This is a genomic window from Vibrio sp. Scap24, from assembly GCF_013394185.1.
Lineage (GTDB): Bacteria > Pseudomonadota > Gammaproteobacteria > Enterobacterales > Vibrionaceae > Vibrio > Vibrio pomeroyi.
On record NZ_CP041332.1, the window covers coordinates 1,317,903 to 1,338,024 of the forward strand.

A 20,122-nucleotide genomic window follows, 5' to 3' on the forward strand; every position below is an offset into this window, starting at 1 on the left:
ACTATTCTGTCTTGGAATCATTGTCGAACGTCACGGCTTTGATTAAGCTTACCGTTCACTTAACCGCCATTGTGTGCGTTATTTTCCCATATCCAGACCTCGATGTAATTAAAGAACATGACCAGATATGGCTTAAGAGCCCGTGTAATTACCTTAACTCTAGCTCCAACCCTGATTATTGGGTTGCTATTGAGTGCATTTTTCTCATTTAACCGCTATCAAGACCTTGAGGGGCAAGTGGTTAACACTGGTACTAGCATCATTGAACCACTGGCGATTGCGAGCGAATCCGGCATGCAACTTGAAAGCCGAGAGTCTGTTCGTCAGCTAATTAGCTATGCACATCGAAAGAATTCTAAGCTTGTGCGCAGTATCGCGGTGTTCGATGAGCGACACGAGTTGTTTGTAACCTCGAACTTCCATCCTGACTTTGAAAGCCTGACCTATCCAAAAGATAAACCGATTCCACATTTAAGCTCGTCGAATCTGCTTGATAATACGCTGATCCTTCGAACGCCGATTATTGCAGAAGGTCAGTACATCAACTCGGCCAATGGCCAATCACAAGCCAACCAAGCAATAGGTTATATCGCAATTGAGTTAGACCTATCTTCACTCCGATTACAACAATACCAAGAGGTGTTCTCTGCCTTCTTAGTTCTGATTCTTGGACTGGGTCTTTCTGGTGTGTTCGCTTTCCGTTTGATGCACGATGTGACTCAACCGATCACACATATGAAGAACATGGTCGACAGGATTCGTCGTGGTCACTTAGATGTCCGTATCGAGGGCAAAATGCACGGTGAGCTAGACTCACTCAAAAATGGTATCAACGCGATGGCGGTGTCGCTGTCGGAATATCACGTCGAGATGCAACACAGTATCGACCAAGCAACCTCAGATCTGCGTGAAACTCTTGAACAGTTAGAGATTCAAAACGTTGAGTTAGACATCGCGAAGAAACGCGCACAAGAAGCGGCGCGTGTTAAGTCTGAGTTCTTGGCCAACATGTCTCACGAGCTAAGAACACCACTTAACGGTGTGATTGGCTTTACGCGCCAGATGCTTAAAACTCACCTGTCGAACAGCCAAACTGATTATCTACAAACCATCGAACGTTCGGCAAATAACCTGCTTAGTATCATTAACGATATCTTGGACTTCTCGAAACTAGAAGCTGGCAAGCTAGCCCTAGAAAACATTCCATTTGAATTCCAAGCGAGTCTTGAAGAGGTTGTGAACCTTCAAGCGACCAACGCTCATGAGAAAGGGTTAGAACTGACGCTGAAGATCGATCCGAAAGTGCCACCTGGCGTTGTCGGTGACCCGCTGCGTATTCAACAGATCCTAACCAATCTTGTTGGTAACTCAATCAAGTTTACTGAGCGTGGCAACATTGATATCAGTGTTGAACTGCGTTCACAAAGCGAAGACAACATCGAACTACAGTTCATGGTTCGCGATACCGGTATTGGTATCTCTGAGCGCCAGCAAGCACAGCTGTTCCAAGCCTTCAGCCAAGCGGATGCGAGCATCTCTCGTCGCTATGGCGGTACTGGTTTAGGCCTAGTAATCACCCAGAAGCTTGTTAGCCAAATGGGTGGTGAAATCAGCCTAACCAGTCGATTGCACCAAGGTTCAACCTTCTGGTTCACCTTAAGGCTTTCGACGACCGATATGCCGATGACTGAGCTGATTGAAACTCAATGCCTGCAAGACAAGCAACTGCTGCTTATCGAACCAAACATGCAAGCGGCTTCAATTACTCAGCAAATCCTGACTCAAGAAGGCTTAGTCGTTACCTACCGTTCGGTAATGCCGGACGAGTCGACCTCATACGACTATGTTCTACTTAACCTTGCGGCTAACCAAGATTACCAATTTGATACGGTAAGTGGTTGGGCAATTGGTGCGAAGAAGATTGCTCAGAACGTGATCATTGGTACACCGAGTACCGAGTTAGCATTGGGTGAGCAACTAATGAAAGAGGTGGATGTTCAGTGCATCACCAAGCCTCTATCTCGTAAAAAGCTACTGCAAACCTTGGTGTCTAACCAAGCGCCAACCTTGATAGCACCAGCGATTGAAACGCATTCTGAAGAGAAACTGCCGCTTACTGTGATGGCCGTAGACGACAACCCAGCCAACCTTAAGTTGATTACCGCGCTGCTTAAAGAACGTGTAGAAACTGTTATCAGTTGTACTAGCGGACAACAGGCCATCGACAAGGCGACAGAAACACCGTTTGATATCATCTTCATGGATATTCAAATGCCACAAATGGATGGTGTAACGGCTTGTGAGAATATTAAGAAACTGGCGAACAATGGTAATACGCCAGTGATTGCCGTGACCGCCCATGCAATGATTGGCGAGCGTGACCGACTGCTTGAAGCGGGTATGGATGATTACCTAACTAAGCCAATTGAAGAGCATGTGTTACAGCAGGTACTGATTCACTGGAGCCCGACCTCAGAGGTTGAGCACATCGAGAAGATAAACCCAGACCACCCTGCAGTCTCGGCTGAAATCGATAACAGCCAAGTGTCGGAAACAGAAGCCAGCGTGCACAAGAACATCATCATCGATTGGCAAGCTGCGATGAAGCAAGCCGCTAATAAAGAAGACCTCGCACGCGATATGCTGCAAATGCTAGTCGACTTCATACCTGAGGTTTATGAGGCAGCAGAGAAAGCCATTGAAGACAGTGGTTACCCTGTTGAGAAACTGATACACATCATCCATAAGATGCATGGCAGCAGCTCGTACAGTGGCGTTCCAAGGTTGAAATCGGTATGTGCAACGATAGAGAAAGAACTACGTTCAGGCACTTCTGTTGAAGATATTGAGCCAGAGCTTTTTGAACTTCAGGATGAGTTAGAAAAAGTTCAAGCAACTGCGATTCACTATTTGAAACCCGCGAAGGCTTAACAAGTAGTTGTTCTAAAAAATACTCGTTAAAAGGTTTTCCAGCTAATAAAAAAGCAGAGCTCATAAGCTCTGCTTTTTTGTTTTGTAGCGAGTCGCTAATCAAACATTAGATTCAGGTTGGTCGTAATCAATCACGATTCAAGTAACACGGTTGCCACAGCGTAGTGGCGTTCATCTGAGATTGTCAGGTGAATTGATGTTGTTCCACTCGCCTCTGCGATTTCACGCGCTTTCTTGTGCAGGCTCAATACTGGCTTACCATGCTCATCGTTAGAAATCTCAAAATCGTGGAAGGTCACACCCAGCGCGATACCTGTACCTAACGCCTTAGATGCTGCTTCTTTAGCGGCAAAGCGTTTTGCAAGGTAACGGCCTTTTTGCTTCAACTGTTGGAATACTTCAAACTCAGAATCCGTCAAAATACGTTGAGCAAAAGCGTCACCACTTCGCGACAGCGCCTTCTCGACACGTTCGATTTCTGCGATATCTGTACCTAATCCAACAACTGCCATGTTTCCTCTACTACTTAACTTCTATCTAATAATTCACAACGCATCGCTTACTACTTACAAAACTAAGCGTTGTTACGTGCTGTTTCCATGATTGCTTTCATGTCTGCAACGGCTTTGTTTAAGCCATCAAACACTGCACGTCCCATGATCGAGTGACCGATGTTCAGCTCGTAGATCTCTGGAAGTGCCGCAATCGGTGCAACGTTGTGGTAAGTCAGACCATGACCCGCATTGACTGTGATACCTAAGTCATCTGCATAGCTTGCGCCTGCTGCGATCTTCTTAAGCTCGTCTTGTTGGTCTTCTTCTGTCTTAGCATCAGCATAGTGACCCGTGTGCAGTTCAATGAACGGTGCGCCACACGCTTTTGCTGCATCGATTTGCTCACGGTCAGCATCGATAAACAGAGATACCTTGATACCTGCTGCAGACAGTTTTTGTGTCGCCGCTTTGATCTTCTCTAGTTGACCAACAACGTCCAAACCACCTTCAGTGGTTAGCTCTTCACGCTTTTCAGGAACCAGACAAACAAACTCAGGATTAGTATCGAGTGCAATTTGAACCATCTCGTCCGTTACTGCCATCTCCAAGTTCATGCGAGTTTGAAGTGTTTCAGCCAGAATACGCACATCGCGATCAACGATATGACGACGGTCTTCACGCAAGTGAATAGTAATGCCGTCTGCACCAGCACGTTCAGCAATTTCAGCTGCGTGTACTGGATCTGGGTATTTAGTACCACGTGCATTACGTAGTGTTGCAATATGGTCGATATTAACGCCTAAAAGGATTGAGCTCATTTTCCAATACTCCGTGCTCTAGAGAGGGCTATTGTTGGCATAAATAGCTCTCTACTTTTTAATGGTTTGCCGCCAAGATACGGCTTTAAGGCTATGCGTGTAAAGCGTTTTGCCGCTTTTAACTGCTCTTTAGTGATAAACCTACGTTCGCTGATTGCAATAAGTTCATCGCCCATAAAAGTCAGGTTATCTCGACGCACTGAAGCGATGAAACCTTTCTGCTCTCGGTAACGATAAGTCATGGTTGGATCGATGGCTTCACCTGTGCCTGCGCAGTGTAAAAAGTCGACCCCATAGCCCATTGCAGATAACAGAGCCAACTCAAAACGACGCAGTGCTGGCTCAGGGTTCTCATTATGCGCGAGCTCTGTTAAAGCATGAAGATAGTCGTGAAAAAGTGCAGGCATCGGTACTTCAGCCATCAATACGCGGCCGATTAGCTCATTCACATACATGGCGGAATACAGGTTTATACCCGCGAGAGGAAGCCCCAAGCTGATAGGTTCAGCTTGGCGTAAGGTTTTCATCGAACCATTACCAGACCACTTAAGCAGTAGCGGCGTAAAAGGCTGCAATGCACCTTTCAAATTGGAACGCTTGCTGCGTGCGCCTTTAGACATCAACGTCATCCGACCGAACTCTTCACTGAAGACGTCCAAGATCAGACTCGACTCACTGTATGGTCGACGGTGCAACACAAAGCATCGCTGTAACCCTTCGCTCAATCACTTACCCTTATTACAGATACAAAAAGAGAGAGTTCGCACTCTCTCTTGGATTTATCTTCAGTTCAACTTTCTTAAGATCAGAAAGTGACGTTCAATATATTATAGATCGTCGATGTAGCCTAACGAACGAAGTGCACGCTCATCATCAGCCCAGCCAGATTTAACCTTGACCCAAGTCTCTAGGTAAACCTTACGACCGAATAGCTCTTCCATATCGATACGCGCTTCACGACCAATCGTTTTGATCTTCTCGCCCGCTTTACCAATCACCATTTTCTTCTGACCTGTACGTTCAACAAGAATCAGAGCATTGATGTGGAAGCCATCGTTATCTGGGTTGTAATCGAAGCGTTCAATTTCAACCGTTACTGAGTAAGGTAGCTCGTCACCCGTAAAACGCATTAGCTTTTCACGGATAATTTCAGATGCCATAAAGCGTTGCGAGCGATCCGTCACGTATTCTTCTGGGAAGTGGTGAGTCGCTTTTGGTAAGTGTTCACGTACGTGCTTACGCAGTACATCAATGTTCTTACCTTGCTTCGCAGAGATTGGCACAACATCAATGAAGTCCATCTTCTTAGAGACTTCCATCATGTGTTGCATGACGTTCGTACGGTCTTGAACGTTATCTACTTTGTTGATGCAAAGTACAACTGGGAAGTCGGTCTTCTTCAGTTTGTTCAGAACCATTTCATCGTCGTCAGTCCAGTGAGTACCGTCGACAAGGAAGAATACTAGGTTTACATCACTCAGTGAGCTGTTCGCCGCACGGTTCATCAAACGGTTGATTGCACGCTTTTCTTCAATATGAAGTCCAGGAGTATCAACGAAGATCGCTTGGTAATCACCCTCAGTTTCCACGCCCATAATACGGTGACGTGTCGTCTGTGGTTTACGTGATGTAATAGAGATCTTCTGACCCAGAATATGGTTCAGAAGCGTCGACTTACCTACATTTGGGCGACCGACAATAGCGATGAAGCCACAGTGTTGGTTTTCCGGTAGGCCTGTTTGTTTGCTATCAGATGAAAAGAATGCATCGATATCGAAATCTTGGTTGTTATCAGACATTGCTTAGTTGCTCTAATGCTGTTTCAGCAGCCGCTTGTTCTGCCTTGCGGCGGCTAGTGCCTTTACCGATAACAGGTTTATCCACACCTGCCACTTCACACTCAACCGTAAACTCTTGGTTGTGTGCTTCACCTTTAATATTAGTCACTGTGTAGACAGGTAGAGGATTTCTTCGACCTTGTAAAAACTCTTGAAGACGAGTTTTCGGATCTTTTTGAGATACTCCAGGCTGAATTGCTTCTAGGCGAGATTGGTACCAGCTTAAAATAATGCCGCGAACCGTCTCGGTATCACTATCTAAATAGACAGCGCCGATGATCGCTTCAACAGCATCCGCTAGAATAGAATCACGACGGAAACCGCCACTCTTCAACTCACCTGGACCTAATTTTAAGTAATCTCCTAGTTCGAATTCACGACCTAGTTCTGCCAATGTATGACCACGTACTAATGTTGCACGCATGCGGCTCATATCACCTTCGTTTACCTTAGGGAAACGGTGGTAAAGATCATCAGCGATAACAAAACTTAAAATTGAATCGCCCAGAAACTCAAGACGTTCGTTATGTTTACCTGCGGCGCTGCGGTGAGTCAGCGCCAAGTGGATAAGATCGGCATCATTGAACTGATAGCCAATCTTTCTCTCTAGTTTATCAATTGGAGAATTCATGCTCTCTCGATGTGTTAATTGATCGATTAATGAATCCCACCGATGCGATTAAAACGCACACCAGTAGGAATCCATGTTGGAAGTACACTGTCTGAACCACGTTCGAACTCGAAGCTGATCCAAATTGCAACGGCCTTACCAACAAGGTTTGCTTCAGGGACAAAGCCCCAGTAACGGCTATCGGCACTGTTGTCACGGTTATCACCCATCACAAAGTACTGGCCTTCTGGAACTACCCATTCGTTAACACCATTGCGAGGCTGATATGCTTGCACACGGTCGCGGCGTAATGGGTTAACTAAAATTTGGTGCTCTACGTCTCCAAGCTGTTCATTCAGCTGAATCAGAGGCACACCATCTTGAACAAATTGGCTTTCTTCTACGTTACTTAGCTTCACTGGTTCACAGCTACTTGTACCCTTCGCTTGAATGCAGATCTCTTTACGACTGCTGTAGCGAATTGTGTCACCTGGCATACCAACAACACGCTTGATGTAGTCGATGTTAGGCTGAGGTGGGTACTTAAATACGATTGAATCACCACGCTCTGGCTTGCCCGTTTCTACCAATTGAGTGCGCCATACTGGGTCTTTTAGACCGTACGCGTACTTCTCTACCAAGATGAAGTCACCAACCAAAAGCGTTGGCATCATCGAACCAGAAGGGATTTGAAACGGTTCATAAATAAATGAACGCAGAACCAAAACAAATGCAATTACCGGGAAAATGGAAACACTGTTCTCAACCCACCAAGGCTGAGCCGTAACTTTTGCGCTGGTTTCAGCGTCTAGGCCATTCGATTGTGCTTCAACGTCAGCCAGTTTTTGTTGGCGCTTCTTCGCCCACACAAACTTTTCCAACGCCCATACAATGCCAGTCACTAGAGTTACGATCACTAAGATAAGCGAAAATGTATTAGCCATTGATATCCCTTAAATTTCATTTCTTTAAAAATAACGAAAGTGAAAGAGTATAACCCTTTCACTCTGCTTAATATTTCTAATCTGTATCAATCATGCTGACTAAATGCTGGGGAGATTACGCAGGAAAAATCGTTTAGTTCGAGGCGCAAAGTGCAGTGACTAGTGGGCCTAATTGCAATCTTTGCAACAAAGAAATAAACGATTTTAACCAGTAATGTTCAGCAGATAGTTAGTGCGATTGATACCTAGTCTTTACCAACATGAAGAATCGCTAAGAATGCTTCTTGAGGCAGTTCAACGTTACCGATCTGCTTCATACGCTTCTTACCTTCTTTTTGTTTCTTAAGAAGTTTCTTCTTACGACTGATATCACCACCGTAACATTTTGCGATTACGTTCTTACGCAGTTGTTTCACTGTAGAACGAGCAATGATGTGGTTACCAATCGCTGCTTGAATCGCGATATCGAACATCTGACGAGGGATGAACTCTTTCATCTTCTCTACCAGTAGACGACCACGAGACTGAGCAATGTCTTTGTGCGTGATGATAGCCAGTGCATCAACCGTTTCGCCATTCAACAATACGTCTACACGTACCATGTTTGATGGCTCGTAACGTTGGAAGTTGTAATCCAATGATGCGTAACCGCGAGACGTTGATTTCAGACGGTCGAAGAAGTCTAGAACTACTTCTGCCATCGGAAGATCGTATGTCACAGCAACTTGGTTACCGTGGTAAACCATGTCTACTTGTACGCCACGCTTCTCAACACACAGTGTGATTACGTTACCTAGGTAGTCCGAAGGTACCAAAATATTACAACGTGCAATTGGCTCACGAATTTCTTCTAGGTCATTAACCGCTGGCAGTTTAGCCGGGCTATCAACGTAAAGAACCGTTTTATCTGTTTTTACAACTTCATACACTACTGTTGGAGCAGTTGTGATTAGGTCTAGGTCGTATTCACGCTCTAGACGCTCTTGGATGATCTCCATGTGAAGCATTCCTAAGAAGCCACAACGGAAACCAAAACCAAGTGCTGCCGAACTTTCTGGTTCGAAGAACAGTGACGCATCGTTCAGGCTTAGTTTGCCTAGTGCATCACGGAAGTTTTCGTAGTCATCAGATGAAACAGGGAACAGGCCTGCGTATACCTGAGGCTTCACTTTTTGGAAACCAGGTAGACGTTCAGTGCTGCCGCCTTTAGCAAGCGTCAACGTATCACCAACCGGTGCACCTAGGATGTCTTTAATACCACAAACAACCCAACCTACTTCACCAGTATTTAGCTCAGTGGTGTCGATTTGCTTAGGTGTGAAGATACCTAGACGGTCAACACCCCAAACTTGGTCTGTCGACATTACTCGAATCTTGTCGTTCTTCTTCAGTGTACCGTTCTTAATACGAACCAAAGAAACAACGCCAAGGTAGTTATCAAACCAAGAGTCAATGATCAACGCTTGTAGAGGCGCTTCAGGATCACCTTCCGGTGGTGGGATAGCCGTTACGATGTTTTCTAGAACATCATCAACACCTAAACCTGTTTTCGCAGAACAGCGAGTCGCTTCCATCGCATCGATGCCAACGATCTCTTCGATCTCTTCAGCAACACGCTCTGGTTCAGCAGCTGGTAGGTCAATCTTGTTCAAGATTGGCACTACTTCCAGTTCCATTTCGATTGCTGTGTAACAGTTTGCTAGAGTTTGTGCTTCAACACCTTGACCAGCATCCACTACAAGTAGTGCGCCTTCACAAGCCGCTAGAGAACGAGATACTTCGTACGAGAAGTCTACGTGTCCAGGAGTGTCGATAAAGTTAAGTTGGTAAGTCTCACCATCTTTAGCTTTGTAATCTAAAGTCACACTCTGCGCTTTAATTGTAATACCACGCTCGCGTTCTATATCCATAGAATCGAGGACTTGAGCTGCCATCTCACGTTCACTTAATCCTCCACAAACTTGGATTAAGCGGTCAGAAAGGGTCGACTTACCGTGGTCGATGTGGGCGATAATCGAAAAATTACGAATGTGCTTCATAGGCTTGGTGTGACTAAACTCTTTGAATAGGGATAATAAGAAAGCCGCTACGCTTCCAATCTAGCATCAGCATTGGTGGCGGCATTTCAATCAAGTTGGCAGATTCTACCCAATTTAAGGGCAATAAGCATCATAAATTAGACGAGAGACTCACCTAGGATTCGAATCAAGACGACTTCTTGCTTGGATTTGTCTTCCATAGGTTTGGCTAGCCGCTTCGCCAAGGCAATACCACCAGCAGTAAATAGTGCAGCACAGAGTATAACAATCCCCTCGCCCCCTTGGAGTAAGGGTTGTAACAAGAGTTGTCCAACGCCAGCACCAATCATCAACATGAAAAGTGGGATGAGGTAAACGATAGCTGCCGACTGAAGCAGGCTTTTTTCTGGGAAGCCGATCTCTACGATTTGTCCGGCTTTAACAAGGCTTTTGGTTTTAAGCTGCCAAAACAACGATTTATTGCCTACAGCCTTGGTGACGATACCGGTTCCACAGCTTTTTTGAGAAGAGCAGCTGCTGCAACTGGTTTGTTGTTCGCAGCTCAGTTGAACAAAATATTGCTTACCTTTTTGTTCGACTGAGCTAACGGTCGCCAGCGCGGTCATCATTGCGCTGGTACCGGATTATTGAACGTGACTGACTGAGCAATCCGCTTTGCCGTTGCTGGCGGAATATCGCCAACTACAGAGATTTCTCTGTCGCCAATCACTAAGCTGTGTAAGGTTCTGCGCCCTTGACGTACCAATTGCCCTTTCAATGAATGCTCATCTTTATCGGCGATGTACACCGAAAAACTAAACAACCCATCACTGAAAAGCTGACTCTCGACCATTTTTTCGGTCGCAGCCATTTGGTAACGGCTAAGCTCTTTCGACTTAAACCCTTCAGGCACCCAAGATGCTTGCCAGTTGGTATCACTCACCAAGCCTTCTGGTAGTGATAAAACCTTCGGCAATTTCGCTTGGTTTAAACCACCCATTGCTTCTGCGATCTTATCGTTCACCACGTAAGAGATAGTGCGGTACTGTTCAAGCACTTCACCGTCACGATCTAAGAGATCGGCACGCAAAGGAAGATTCGTTTTCTCATCGACCCAAACCACGTATGAGTAACGCAGACCATCTTTCGGCACTACGCGCAATACTTGTGTTGTGCTGCCCGCTTCGCGAGATCGCCCAACTTTCACGAAGTCGTAGTATTGGTTAAGAGAGTCGATATCTCGGTTGATCATCGGAATAACAGGTGCAACCATGCTGCCCGACTGAATGGTAAATGGCTCTGTACCCGGTTCTATGTAGCTAACTTCATTGCCACGTCGAATGACCTCACGAACAGGGCCGCTTAGGTAAACAAGGTGTGCGAGTTGTTGGTCGTCGTTAACTGCATGACGATAAAGCAGAGGTTCAATACTGCTCTTCTTTATCAATATGTAGGAGAGTTCGTAATTTAGATGCTGACTGGCCTCGTTCATTTGATGCAACAAGGCCTTTGCAGTGGGTTCCTCTGCAAAGGCTGCTGGAGACATCAAGCTGAACAGTGTCAGTGCACTGACCAGGATTTTCTTCATTCAATGTCCGATTCTAGATGTGCATCTTGCATTGGCGATGCATCACTGTTTAATCTTAGTTGTAGCTCATAATCTTCTAACATTGCATGAACGCGTTTGCGCTGCTCTTGCAAGTTAGCTTCAGATGCCGGCTTCTCAACAGAGTCGCGCGTTAAGCTTACTGGTTCCGCAGAACCTGCAAATGGAATCGTCTGTAGTACAGGCAATTGCTCTGGTGCTGCTGGGTCGCTGCCACCATATTGCTGAACACCGAGTACAACGGCTAACGATACACACGCTGCCACGGCAACTTGTCCAAACTGTTGTAACCACGCAGGAAGCTGACGCTTCGCTTGCTGAGGTTTCGGCTGCTCTTCAATTGGAGCAACAGTAGGTTCAACATTCACTTGGTGCAGGTTCGGCATTGCACTATGTGCTGGCTCGGCTTCAAGCGCCGCTGCTACACTGTCAGCAATGTTCCAATCTTGAGTTTCTGGCGCATCCCCACGCATTACGTCACCAATCAAATGGTAACTCTGCCAGGTATTCATGCTTTCTTGATCAGATTCAAGGTCTATAATGAGAGCTTTATCGATCGTTTCACCATCCATGAGTGCCGAAAGCTTTTCTTTATCAGCCATTATTTTCACCATAATTATTACAAGTTCTAGCGTTGCAAAAGAGGTTTGATTTTCTTTTCCACTGCTTCACGAGCTCGGAAAATACGCGAACGTACGGTTCCTACAGGGCAATCCATTACTTCTGCAATCTCTTCGTAGCTCAAACCTTCAAGCTCACGCAGCGTCATTGCAGTTTTTAAGTCTTCTGGCAGCGCTTCAATCGCTCCAAAAACGACTTGTTTCAATTCTTTTGACAGCGTTAAGTTCTCAGGGTTCGATATTTCTTTTAACGCGCTGCCTGTTTCGTAATATTCAGCATCTTCTGCATCTACATCTGTTGCTGGCGGCCTACGGCTCTGGGCAACAATATGATTTTTAGCGGTGTTCACGGCAATTCGGTATAACCATGTATAGAAGGCACTCTCGCCGCGAAAGTTAGGTATCGCGCGGTAAGCTTTAATAAAAGCTTCTTGTGCTACATCAGGTACATCACCGGAATTATTCACGTATCGAGAGATAAGATTACAAACTTTGTTTTGATACTTAACCACTAGTAAGTTAAATGCCTGCTTATCTCCACTCTGAACTCGCTCAATCAACACTTGATCGGTTAGCTGCTCGTTCATTCGAGCGGGTACTCCTATTGTTATAACCCTCACCTTCACAGATATGGGTACTAATTATGCGAAATGTAGTATTGACACCACCGTCTACAAGAGCACTATTGTGACTAAGCCAAATACCGAAAGTTCCAACTTTCTTAAAATTATTTGCCATTATTGTTTCACAATGTGATGTAATAAAAATAGTTATCCCTATCAATTTGGGGAAACCTTGAGCAAAAGCAATGGTATTGAGCAATTAAATATTTCTAGATAGCTGTCTATATATTGATTTTGCGTAGCGTTTTAGGATGACTCTGGGGAGATTATAACAGTCTTACCGCAAGTCCTAAAACAAGACAAAGTCAATTGAGAGTGGACAACTCGACTATAGCCCGGGATTTAATAAGTTTTATGAACGCAAACCGTGAACATCAGTGTGATGTATTAGTGGTAGGAAGTGGTGCGGCAGGCTTGTCATTAGCCTTACGCGTAGCAGAACATGCAAAAGTAATTGTATTAAGCAAAGGACCACGCAGCGAAGGATCGACGTATTACGCACAAGGTGGTATCGCCGCGGTGTTCGATGAGTCGGACAGTATTGAGTCTCATGTAGAAGATACTCAAATTGCTGGGGCTGGGTTATGTGAAGAAGATACAGTTCAATTCATTGCTGAAAATGCTAAAGAGTGTGTGCAATGGCTAATTGATGGCGGTGTTCCATTTGATAAAGATGAGAACAGCACCGAAGGCCAGCCAAAATATCACCTTACTCGTGAAGGTGGACACAGCCACCGCAGAATTCTGCACGCTGCCGATGCAACTGGCATGGCGATGCAAACCTCACTGCAAGATAACGTAAAGAATCACCCAAACATCGAGATCTTCGAGCGCCATAATGCGCTAGATTTGATCACTGAAGATAAGGTTGGTGGTTCGAAAGACAAGGTTATCGGTGCCTACATTTGGAACCGAAACCAAGAACACGTCGAAACCGTACGCGCTAAATTTGTAGTGTTAGCTACTGGTGGCGCTTCAAAGGTTTATCAATACACGTCTAACCCAGATGTCTCTTCAGGTGATGGTATTGCTATCGCTTGGCGTGCTGGTTGTCGTGTGGCGAACCTTGAGTTCAACCAATTTCACCCAACTTGCTTGTTCCACCCAGAAGCGCGTAACTTCCTACTAACGGAAGCACTGCGTGGTGAAGGTGCGTACCTGCGTCGTCCAGACGGTTCCCGCTTCATGAAGGACTTCGATGAGCGCGGTGAACTGGCTCCTCGTGATGTGGTTGCTCGCGCAATTGACTTTGAAATGAAGCGCCTAGGTGCGGACTGCATGTACGTTGACATCAGCCACAAGCCTGAAGAATTCATCACTGCGCACTTCCCAATGATCCACACTCGTTTAATGGACTTGGGCATCGACATGACCAAAGAGCCGATTCCTATCGTACCAGCAGCCCACTACACCTGCGGTGGTGTTATGGTGAATAAGCAAGGTCAAACCGACCTAGCGAATCTGTATGCAATTGGTGAAGTGAGCTACACCGGCCTGCACGGCGCGAACCGTATGGCTTCAAACTCACTGCTTGAGTGTGTGGTTTACGCATGGGCAGCGGCCAAAGACATCGTCGAGAACATCGACCAATCTCAGTTGTGCGCTGAACTGCCAGCATGGGATGAAAGCCAAGTCACCAACAGTGATGAAGAGGTTATCATTCAGCACAACTGGCATGAGCTGCGTCTCTTCATGTGGGATTACATGGGCATAGTGCGTACTGATAAACGTCTTGAGCGCGCAATGCGTCGTATCCAGATGTTGCAGCAAGAGACTCACGAGTATTACAGCAACTTTAAGGTTTCAAACAACCTATTAGAGCTGCGTAACTTGCTACAAGTCGCTGAACTAATGGTTCGCTGTGCAATGCAACGTAAAGAGAGCCGAGGCCTTCACTACACGTTGGATTACCCAGAGCTTGCTGAAGACAGCGGTCCAACCATTCTGACACCAGAGAAAAGCCAGTCTTAATCTGGATAACAGATAAAATGCGAAGAAAGGGAGCCTAGTGCTCCCTTTCTTTCATCTGTAGTTATTGCTTTCAGCCTGATATTTTGATTTTTCTAACCTGTTCGTTGCAGGTTCGCCAAGAAACTTCGATATTCACGCTCACAACAGCTATCCCGCCACAACAAAACTGAATACCCACACTCAAACTGCAATTTAACGAAGAATTGCGCCCAGATCTTATCCACGGACTTTAGAATATAACGTCGGTCATTCAATCGAATCTCACCATCCTCTTTATAGTCAAAACAGCCATGAGCACTATTCAAAATAAGATGGTTGGTTTTAAACAAATGGATCAGCAGTGCCAAGCAATAAAGACTGACAACAAGTGGAATAGAAGACAGGACGATGAAAAACAAAAGGCACCCGAAAACAGTGCCTTTTGCAAATAATGCGGAATATGAAGGGTTAAGCTGGAGCTTAACGAACCTTGCTGAGGTTGTGTGCGACAATTTTATCAACCATTGATGCATGGCCTAGGTTTTCACTGCGTCCGTGTCCCATCACCCAAGTAAACAAATCTGGGTCATCACACTCTAATAGAGAAACAAACTCGCGCTGTTCCTGCTCTTGCAATGAATCAAAACACTCTTCGAAAAATGGCATGATGACTACATCAAGTTCTAACATGCCGCGACGGCAACCCCATTTAATTCGTGCTTTCTGCTCTGCAGTGTACATTGGCTATCCTCACCTATAATTTTTCTTTCTCGGAGTGTAACAAGTCATACGCTCTGCAACTACTATGTGAGTCACAGTCCCTATCTAAGCTCACAAAAAAACCTAGGCTGACAAAGAAACAGAACAGGATTAACATAGAGCCAAATAAAATTCTTAGGAAAGATAAAATGGATTGGAAAAACACATTTCAGCCGCACGCTCATACGCAAAATGACTCGCTTCCAGAACTGATGATGACACACGTGTCAGATTGGAGTGCAATTACCATGGTAGGCGATGACAAAAAATCGTACCTACAAGGTCAAGTAACGTGCGACGTCGTGACTCTTCCTAATGATGAATCCACATTAGGCGCGCACTGTGATGCAAAAGGAAAGGTATGGAGTATCTTCCGTTTGTTCCATCACAATGGTGGCTACGCACTCATGCAACCTAAATCTGCGATTGAAGTCGAGCTCGTTGAAATCAAGAAGTACGCGGTGTTCTCTAAGGTCGATATCGAGCAAACGTCTGACGTTGTTATCGGTGTGATGGGTGCATCTGCGAATCAATACATTGATTCTATTTCAGAAAGCCAAGGTAATGTACGTGCTATCTCTGGTGGTACAGCCGTTCTAGTATCAGATAACCGCTGGGCTCTACTTGTGACTGAAGAAGCCGCTGAAGCCTTGGTATCAAAGAGCGCTGCGGAGAAAGTATCAGAAACGCTATGGCAGTATCATGAAATTCTTGATGCTCAGCCTAACCTATCGAAAGCAGAGCAAAACGAACACATCCCTCAAGCACTTAACCTGCAGGCTATCGGTGGTATCAGCTTTTCAAAAGGCTGCTACACAGGTCAAGAAACGGTTGCTCGTGCTAAGTACCGCGGCATGAACAAGCGTGAGATGCGCATTGTGTCGGGCACAACTGCGGACGTACTGTCTCTAGAGAATCCTGTTGAACTAGAGCGTAGCATAGGTGAGAACTGGCGTGGTGCAGGTCGACTATTAAACGTCTATCAATTTGCTGATAACCAAGCGATTGGTTTGATGGTGTTGCCAAACAACCTTGATGACGATGTTCAACTTCGATTGACTGCGCAGCCTGATCAAACATGGAATATCCTGCCACTGCCTTACAGCCTCGAAGACGAGTAATCACGTGGAAACACTGATCACACAATGGCTGGATCAACAGCAGGTGGACTATCGCCTGCTGATGCAAAGCAAACCTACCACCAGCATCGAAGAAACCGCGCAAGAACGAGGCATCGACGCCTCTCAAATGGTCAAGTGCATCCTGCTCAAGGATATGGGCAACCAATATGCGTTGGCCTGTACAGCTGGCGATCGCTCTGTCGACCCCAAGAAAGTGCGCTCGGTGTTGAATTGCCGCAGAATGACCTGCGTATCACTCACCGCTGTGGAATCCATCACCGGCTTTAAGGTTGGTTGTGTCGGTCCGCTTGCTCTAAAGAGGCACATGCCGATCATTTTTGATCCTTCCATTCAGAACAACTCAACAGTGACCATTAGCTCTGGTGATCGAATGGCAGGCGTTGCTCTTGATCCCGAGGATCTTATGGCGTTATGCGCGCCAATCGTTGCAGAGATCAGTCGATGATCCATTCTAAGACGTAATTGATCGCAAACCTTCTTTAAAGTTTTCATTAGATACATATTTAGTGTGAAGCTCGTCATAAGAAAAACACGCCAACATTAAATAGTTAATCAAAATTAAAGCATAAGTAGTCATAAAGCAAAATCTGCGTTATTGTGAATTTACTGACTAGCCTTTAGGCAAATCAGTACAAGTGAATCCACTGAGTAACATCAGTATCCACTTTTGTGTAATGCATCTGTGACTATTCGCCCGTTTTAGACGGGCTTTTTTTATGTCTAAAATTTACAATTTGATTACACAAACAAAAAAATCCCGCCTATTCTTATACTTGTAACATTACCACTGCTTAATACCGGACAGGAAAGTTCACAGCAGTTCACGACTCAGTATTATTTTGGGGAGGAGCTCACGTAAAAATAGATATTTACTGTAGAAAGTGCTTAGAACAGCACAAATATCTAATTAACGTCATCGCTACTGCATATTACTCCATGCTTATCACAATTATTATCTCGGAGTTTTTCTATAATGTGCAGGCTAGGTAAATATAAGGATAATTAAGAATGAGACTGTTTAAGCGCTATACACCGAGTATGATTGCTAAACATGTAAGTCGACTTTTCAAAGGACGAATCTACATTTACGGCGTAGGGAAATTTGAGTTTGATAACGGCAAGCTAGTCCTGCCAGATCGAGCAGAGAAGCGCCACTTTCAAACAGTGAAAGAAATAAATAGTGAAATCATGAAGCTGCGCTGTGCTTACGCATAATCTGATTATCTAAAGAATTCAAAACAAAAAGGGTTGGCATGTGCCAACCCTTTTTTCATTCCCATAACACTAAGAACTGCGCTTAGGTGATGAGTTCAGGTAACGAATCACCTGAAAAATTAAACGACTAACGATGAGTCACAGGGCGCTTTGCTAAATCAGGCAAGTTGCCCGCAAGGCCAAGTGCTCGCTTCATTATCTCATCTTTCGCACCAGGTAGTTGACCCGCAAGCTTCATACCGATGCCACGAATCAGCTTCTTAGCTGGGTTGTCGCCTTCAAACAAATCTTTAAAGCCCTGCATTGAAGCAATCATCTTCGCCGCTTCTGCTTTTCTCCAGCGCTCATAACCACGTAGGTTACGCTTGGTACCAATGTCTTCACCAGCAGCCCACAGCTTTAACAGCTCCTGCGCTAAACTTGCAGCATCTAATAGGCCAAGGTTCACACCCTGCCCAGCTAGCGGGTGAATGGTATGGGCAGCATCACCGACCAAAGCGACACGATCAACAGCGAAGTCTCGTGCGTATCGCATGCGCAGTGGGAAGGCAAAACGATCACCGACGACTTCGCACAACCCAAGCTTTGAATCGAACTCTGCCGTTAACTGCTTATTGAATTCAGCATCCGACATAGATACGAGATTCTCGGCACGATTAGGCTCAGTAGACCAAACAATCGAGCTCATGTTGCTCGGCTGCATTGGTAAGAATGCCAGTGGACCTTGAGGTGTGAATATTTGACGCGCAACGCTGTGGTGCGGCTCTGTGGTTTTGATGTTCGCGACAATTGCACTGTGTCCGTAATCCCAATGCGTTAATGGGATATCTTGCTGCTTACGAACCCAAGAATTCGCGCCATCCGCACCCACGACTAACTTGGCTGTCAGTGCTTGGCCATTGTCTAGAGTTAGCCATGCTTCGCTCTCGCCAATCGCCATTGTTTTGCACGTTGCTGGCATGTAGAGGCTGACGTTGTCTTGCTTCTTAACCTGATCAAGCAAGGCTAATTGAATCACACGATTCTCAACAATATGACCTAGATTAGGTTGTGCCAAGCGTGTTGAGTCAAACTCAATACGGGCAAAGCTATCTTGCTCCCATACTTCCATCGCTTGATAAGGTGCAGCACGTCTTTGTTCTATACCTTGCCATGCGTCTAGATTACGCAGAATCACCTCGCTAGAGCGGCTCAACGCCGACACACGAACATCCGGTAATTCATTCAGACCTTCGCTAGGTGCCTTGCCCTCTATCACGGCAATTCTTAGATCGCTGTCTTTCAATGCAGCTGCGAGCGCTAGGCCAACCATGCCACCACCAACAATCGCGATATCAACACTTTGCATCATTATTTATCTACCTTATCTTTCTACTAGGCCAAGCGTATGACGCAAAAGTGGACCTTTAAGTGGTGGAAGGTTATCGATTACGGCTAACCCAAGATTACGCCCGATTCGAGCAGTCAAAAAATCGTTTGAGAACAGATGAACAAGACTTGATGTCAGTGTAATCGTCGCGCCTCTGTCTTGTTCTCTACGTTTTCTAAAGTTAACAAGACCAGTGTAGCGACCGACATCATCCAACTGAGAGCACAACTCTTCCGCTAAAGAGGCCACATCACGAATACCGAGGTTAAACCCTTGCCCTGCAATTGGGTGAAGTGTTTGAGCCGCATTGCCTACAATCGCGAATCGATGAGAAATATTTTGTTTACGATGGCGAAGAGTCAATGGATAGCTCGCACGCTTGCCAACCTTTTCTAGTCGGCCTAATCGCCAACCAAAATCGCTCTGAAGCTGTTCAAGGAATTCGTCGTCGTTGAAAGCCATTACTTTATCGGCTTGCTCCGGCGGTAAACACCAAACCAGAGACAAACGGTTATCGCTCATCGGTAGTAGAGCAACTGGCCCATGATGAGTAAAACGCTCAAACGCTCGACCTTGATGGGGTTCGCTCGCCACGATATTGGCAATCACAGCAACCTGTTCAAAGTCATGCTCACTCAATGAGATATTAAGTTGCTGACAACAGGTTGAGATTGCACCGTCAGCCGCAACCAATAACTTAGTCGTGACGGTTTGCCCACTGTTGAGGTTAATAGTCGTCAGTGATTCACTGCGCTCAATTTTCGCAACCGAATCCGGACACAGCATCGAAATTGCCGCTTCTGATTCCAGCTTCTGCTGATAGATTCGACCTACATCTGCTAACTCGACCACATAACCAAGCGCATCTACAGCCAGTTCTTCACTGTATATATCCGTCATTCCAGCATGCCCACGATCTGATACATGAATATCTTTAATCGGGGTCGCGACAGGAGCGATAGATTGCCACAGGTGCAATGAATCAAGGATCTGTACCGTGCCGTAAGACAAAGCGATCGAACGAGAATCAAACCCAGGGTGAGCTTGATGATCAACCTGATAAGGCTCAACGACCGCAATCGACAACGAACCTTGGCTTAGGTGATTCAGAGCAAGGGCTAGAGTTGCCCCTGCCATTGCGCCACCAGCAATTACAACATCATATTGAGCCATCATAACCTCAAA

20 protein-coding genes are annotated in these 20,122 nt (G+C 45.6%); 5 read left to right on the forward strand and 15 right to left on the reverse strand.

Features of this window, described 5'->3' with window-relative positions; translation table 11 throughout:
- Positions 1-117: 117 nt before the first annotated feature.
- Positions 118-2,931 carry a two-component sensor histidine kinase BarA gene (gene barA / locus FLM53_RS05470; RefSeq protein WP_176680448.1) on the forward strand — a complete coding sequence of 938 codons (2,814 nt, stop codon included), beginning with the start codon at positions 118-120 and terminating at the stop codon, positions 2,929-2,931.
- Between the two features lie 131 nt (positions 2,932-3,062).
- Here barA and acpS read toward each other — a convergent pair whose 3' ends face one another.
- From acpS to rpoE, 11 genes are all read right to left on the reverse strand, one after another.
- Entirely contained in the window at positions 3,063-3,443 is a 381-nt protein-coding gene (gene acpS, locus FLM53_RS05475) for a holo-ACP synthase (protein ID WP_176680449.1), read from the reverse strand.
- Positions 3,444-3,505: 62 nt separating this feature from the next.
- Positions 3,506-4,243, reverse strand: a complete 738-nt coding sequence (pdxJ, locus tag FLM53_RS05480) for a pyridoxine 5'-phosphate synthase (protein ID WP_017059040.1) — start codon at positions 4,241-4,243, stop codon at positions 3,506-3,508.
- On the reverse strand, positions 4,240-4,968 hold the full coding sequence (gene recO, locus FLM53_RS05485) for a DNA repair protein RecO (RefSeq protein ID WP_026084110.1): 729 nt from the start codon (positions 4,966-4,968) through the stop codon (positions 4,240-4,242). The genes pdxJ and recO overlap by 4 nt, the downstream gene beginning before the upstream one ends.
- A gap of 102 nt (positions 4,969-5,070) precedes the next feature.
- The gene (gene era / locus FLM53_RS05490) at positions 5,071-6,042 is read right to left on the reverse strand and encodes a GTPase Era (RefSeq protein WP_017629580.1); all 972 of its coding nucleotides are present in this window, start codon (positions 6,040-6,042) and stop codon (positions 5,071-5,073) included.
- Positions 6,035-6,712: a ribonuclease III gene (rnc, locus tag FLM53_RS05495; protein WP_017629579.1), complete on the reverse strand. Its 678-nt coding sequence runs from the start codon at positions 6,710-6,712 to the stop codon at positions 6,035-6,037. The genes era and rnc overlap by 8 nt, the downstream gene beginning before the upstream one ends.
- Before the next feature lie 26 nt (positions 6,713-6,738).
- Complete coding sequence (gene lepB / locus FLM53_RS05500; protein ID WP_086711995.1) at positions 6,739-7,635, reverse strand: signal peptidase I; 897 nt, start codon at positions 7,633-7,635, stop codon at positions 6,739-6,741.
- Between the two features lie 245 nt (positions 7,636-7,880).
- Positions 7,881-9,674 carry a translation elongation factor 4 gene (gene lepA, locus FLM53_RS05505; protein ID WP_017629577.1) on the reverse strand — a complete coding sequence of 598 codons (1,794 nt, stop codon included), beginning with the start codon at positions 9,672-9,674 and terminating at the stop codon, positions 7,881-7,883.
- Between the two features lie 137 nt (positions 9,675-9,811).
- Positions 9,812-10,282, reverse strand: a complete 471-nt coding sequence (locus FLM53_RS05510) for a SoxR reducing system RseC family protein (protein ID WP_176680450.1) — start codon at positions 10,280-10,282, stop codon at positions 9,812-9,814.
- Positions 10,279-11,241: a sigma-E factor regulatory protein RseB gene (gene rseB / locus FLM53_RS05515; protein WP_176680451.1), complete on the reverse strand. Its 963-nt coding sequence runs from the start codon at positions 11,239-11,241 to the stop codon at positions 10,279-10,281. Before rseB ends, FLM53_RS05510 begins: the two co-directional genes overlap by 4 nt.
- Positions 11,238-11,861: an RseA family anti-sigma factor gene (locus FLM53_RS05520; protein ID WP_176680452.1), complete on the reverse strand. Its 624-nt coding sequence runs from the start codon at positions 11,859-11,861 to the stop codon at positions 11,238-11,240. The genes rseB and FLM53_RS05520 overlap by 4 nt, the downstream gene beginning before the upstream one ends.
- Positions 11,862-11,887: 26 nt before the next feature.
- Positions 11,888-12,466 carry an RNA polymerase sigma factor RpoE gene (gene rpoE / locus FLM53_RS05525; RefSeq protein WP_008223963.1) on the reverse strand — a complete coding sequence of 193 codons (579 nt, stop codon included), beginning with the start codon at positions 12,464-12,466 and terminating at the stop codon, positions 11,888-11,890.
- 390 nt (positions 12,467-12,856) lie between these two features.
- Between rpoE and nadB the strand changes: the two genes are divergently transcribed.
- Complete coding sequence (gene nadB, locus FLM53_RS05530; protein WP_176680453.1) at positions 12,857-14,473, forward strand: L-aspartate oxidase; 1,617 nt, start codon at positions 12,857-12,859, stop codon at positions 14,471-14,473.
- Between the two features lie 92 nt (positions 14,474-14,565).
- Here the strand turns inward: nadB and FLM53_RS24170 are convergent, their stop codons facing one another.
- Together FLM53_RS24170 and FLM53_RS05535 are read right to left on the reverse strand one after the other, a co-directional pair.
- Positions 14,566-14,985, reverse strand: coding sequence for a protein YgfX (locus FLM53_RS24170; RefSeq protein ID WP_370780374.1), 420 nt, complete (start codon positions 14,983-14,985; stop codon positions 14,566-14,568).
- The gene (locus tag FLM53_RS05535) at positions 14,933-15,193 is read right to left on the reverse strand and encodes a succinate dehydrogenase assembly factor 2 (protein WP_004735374.1); all 261 of its coding nucleotides are present in this window, start codon (positions 15,191-15,193) and stop codon (positions 14,933-14,935) included. The genes FLM53_RS24170 and FLM53_RS05535 overlap by 53 nt, the downstream gene beginning before the upstream one ends.
- A 167-nt stretch (positions 15,194-15,360) precedes the next feature.
- On the opposite strand from FLM53_RS05535, the gene ygfZ reads away from it, so the two are divergent.
- From ygfZ to FLM53_RS05550, 3 genes are all read left to right on the forward strand, one after another.
- Positions 15,361-16,332 carry a tRNA-modifying protein YgfZ gene (ygfZ, locus tag FLM53_RS05540; RefSeq protein ID WP_176680454.1) on the forward strand — a complete coding sequence of 324 codons (972 nt, stop codon included), beginning with the start codon at positions 15,361-15,363 and terminating at the stop codon, positions 16,330-16,332.
- A 4-nt stretch (positions 16,333-16,336) separates the two neighbouring features.
- A complete protein-coding gene (locus FLM53_RS05545) occupies positions 16,337-16,798 on the forward strand; it encodes an aminoacyl-tRNA deacylase (protein WP_176680455.1) in 462 nt (153 codons plus the stop codon).
- A gap of 563 nt (positions 16,799-17,361) precedes the next feature.
- Positions 17,362-17,568, forward strand: coding sequence for a DUF1107 domain-containing protein (locus tag FLM53_RS05550; protein WP_009847660.1), 207 nt, complete (start codon positions 17,362-17,364; stop codon positions 17,566-17,568).
- Between the two features lie 127 nt (positions 17,569-17,695).
- Here the strand turns inward: FLM53_RS05550 and FLM53_RS05555 are convergent, their stop codons facing one another.
- Both FLM53_RS05555 and ubiH read right to left on the reverse strand, forming a co-directional pair.
- On the reverse strand, positions 17,696-18,919 hold the full coding sequence (locus FLM53_RS05555; protein ID WP_017629569.1) for an FAD-dependent 2-octaprenylphenol hydroxylase: 1,224 nt from the start codon (positions 18,917-18,919) through the stop codon (positions 17,696-17,698).
- 12 nt (positions 18,920-18,931) lie between these two features.
- On the reverse strand, positions 18,932-20,110 hold the full coding sequence (gene ubiH / locus FLM53_RS05560) for a 2-octaprenyl-6-methoxyphenyl hydroxylase (protein WP_176680927.1): 1,179 nt from the start codon (positions 20,108-20,110) through the stop codon (positions 18,932-18,934).
- Between the last annotated feature and the right edge of the window lie 12 nt (positions 20,111-20,122).

Excerpts from the sequence above, each read along its gene's own strand:
- era (WP_017629580.1), bottom strand. The coding sequence starts at position 6,042 with ATGTCTGATAACAACCAAGATTTCGATATCGATGCATTCTTTTCATCT.
- rseB (WP_176680451.1), bottom strand. The coding sequence starts at position 11,241 with ATGAAGAAAATCCTGGTCAGTGCACTGACACTGTTCAGCTTGATGTCT.
- FLM53_RS05550 (WP_009847660.1), top strand. The coding sequence starts at position 17,362 with ATGAGACTGTTTAAGCGCTATACACCGAGTATGATTGCTAAACATGTA.
- ygfZ (WP_176680454.1), top strand. The coding sequence starts at position 15,361 with ATGGATTGGAAAAACACATTTCAGCCGCACGCTCATACGCAAAATGAC.
- FLM53_RS05510 (WP_176680450.1), bottom strand. The coding sequence starts at position 10,282 with ATGATGACCGCGCTGGCGACCGTTAGCTCAGTCGAACAAAAAGGTAAG.
- lepA (WP_017629577.1), bottom strand. The coding sequence starts at position 9,674 with ATGAAGCACATTCGTAATTTTTCGATTATCGCCCACATCGACCACGGT.
- ubiH (WP_176680927.1), bottom strand. The coding sequence starts at position 20,110 with ATGGCTCAATATGATGTTGTAATTGCTGGTGGCGCAATGGCAGGGGCA.
- barA (WP_176680448.1), top strand. The coding sequence starts at position 118 with ATGACCAGATATGGCTTAAGAGCCCGTGTAATTACCTTAACTCTAGCT.
- rnc (WP_017629579.1), bottom strand. The coding sequence starts at position 6,712 with ATGAATTCTCCAATTGATAAACTAGAGAGAAAGATTGGCTATCAGTTC.
- FLM53_RS24170 (WP_370780374.1), bottom strand. The coding sequence starts at position 14,985 with ATGCATCAATGGTTGATAAAATTGTCGCACACAACCTCAGCAAGGTTC.
- lepB (WP_086711995.1), bottom strand. The coding sequence starts at position 7,635 with ATGGCTAATACATTTTCGCTTATCTTAGTGATCGTAACTCTAGTGACT.
- FLM53_RS05555 (WP_017629569.1), bottom strand. The coding sequence starts at position 18,919 with ATGATGCAAAGTGTTGATATCGCGATTGTTGGTGGTGGCATGGTTGGC.
- FLM53_RS05520 (WP_176680452.1), bottom strand. The coding sequence starts at position 11,861 with ATGGCTGATAAAGAAAAGCTTTCGGCACTCATGGATGGTGAAACGATC.
- acpS (WP_176680449.1), bottom strand. The coding sequence starts at position 3,443 with ATGGCAGTTGTTGGATTAGGTACAGATATCGCAGAAATCGAACGTGTC.
- rpoE (WP_008223963.1), bottom strand. The coding sequence starts at position 12,466 with ATGAACGAGCAGCTAACCGATCAAGTGTTGATTGAGCGAGTTCAGAGT.
- nadB (WP_176680453.1), top strand. The coding sequence starts at position 12,857 with ATGAACGCAAACCGTGAACATCAGTGTGATGTATTAGTGGTAGGAAGT.
- pdxJ (WP_017059040.1), bottom strand. The coding sequence starts at position 4,243 with ATGAGCTCAATCCTTTTAGGCGTTAATATCGACCATATTGCAACACTA.
- FLM53_RS05535 (WP_004735374.1), bottom strand. The coding sequence starts at position 15,193 with ATGTACACTGCAGAGCAGAAAGCACGAATTAAATGGGGTTGCCGTCGC.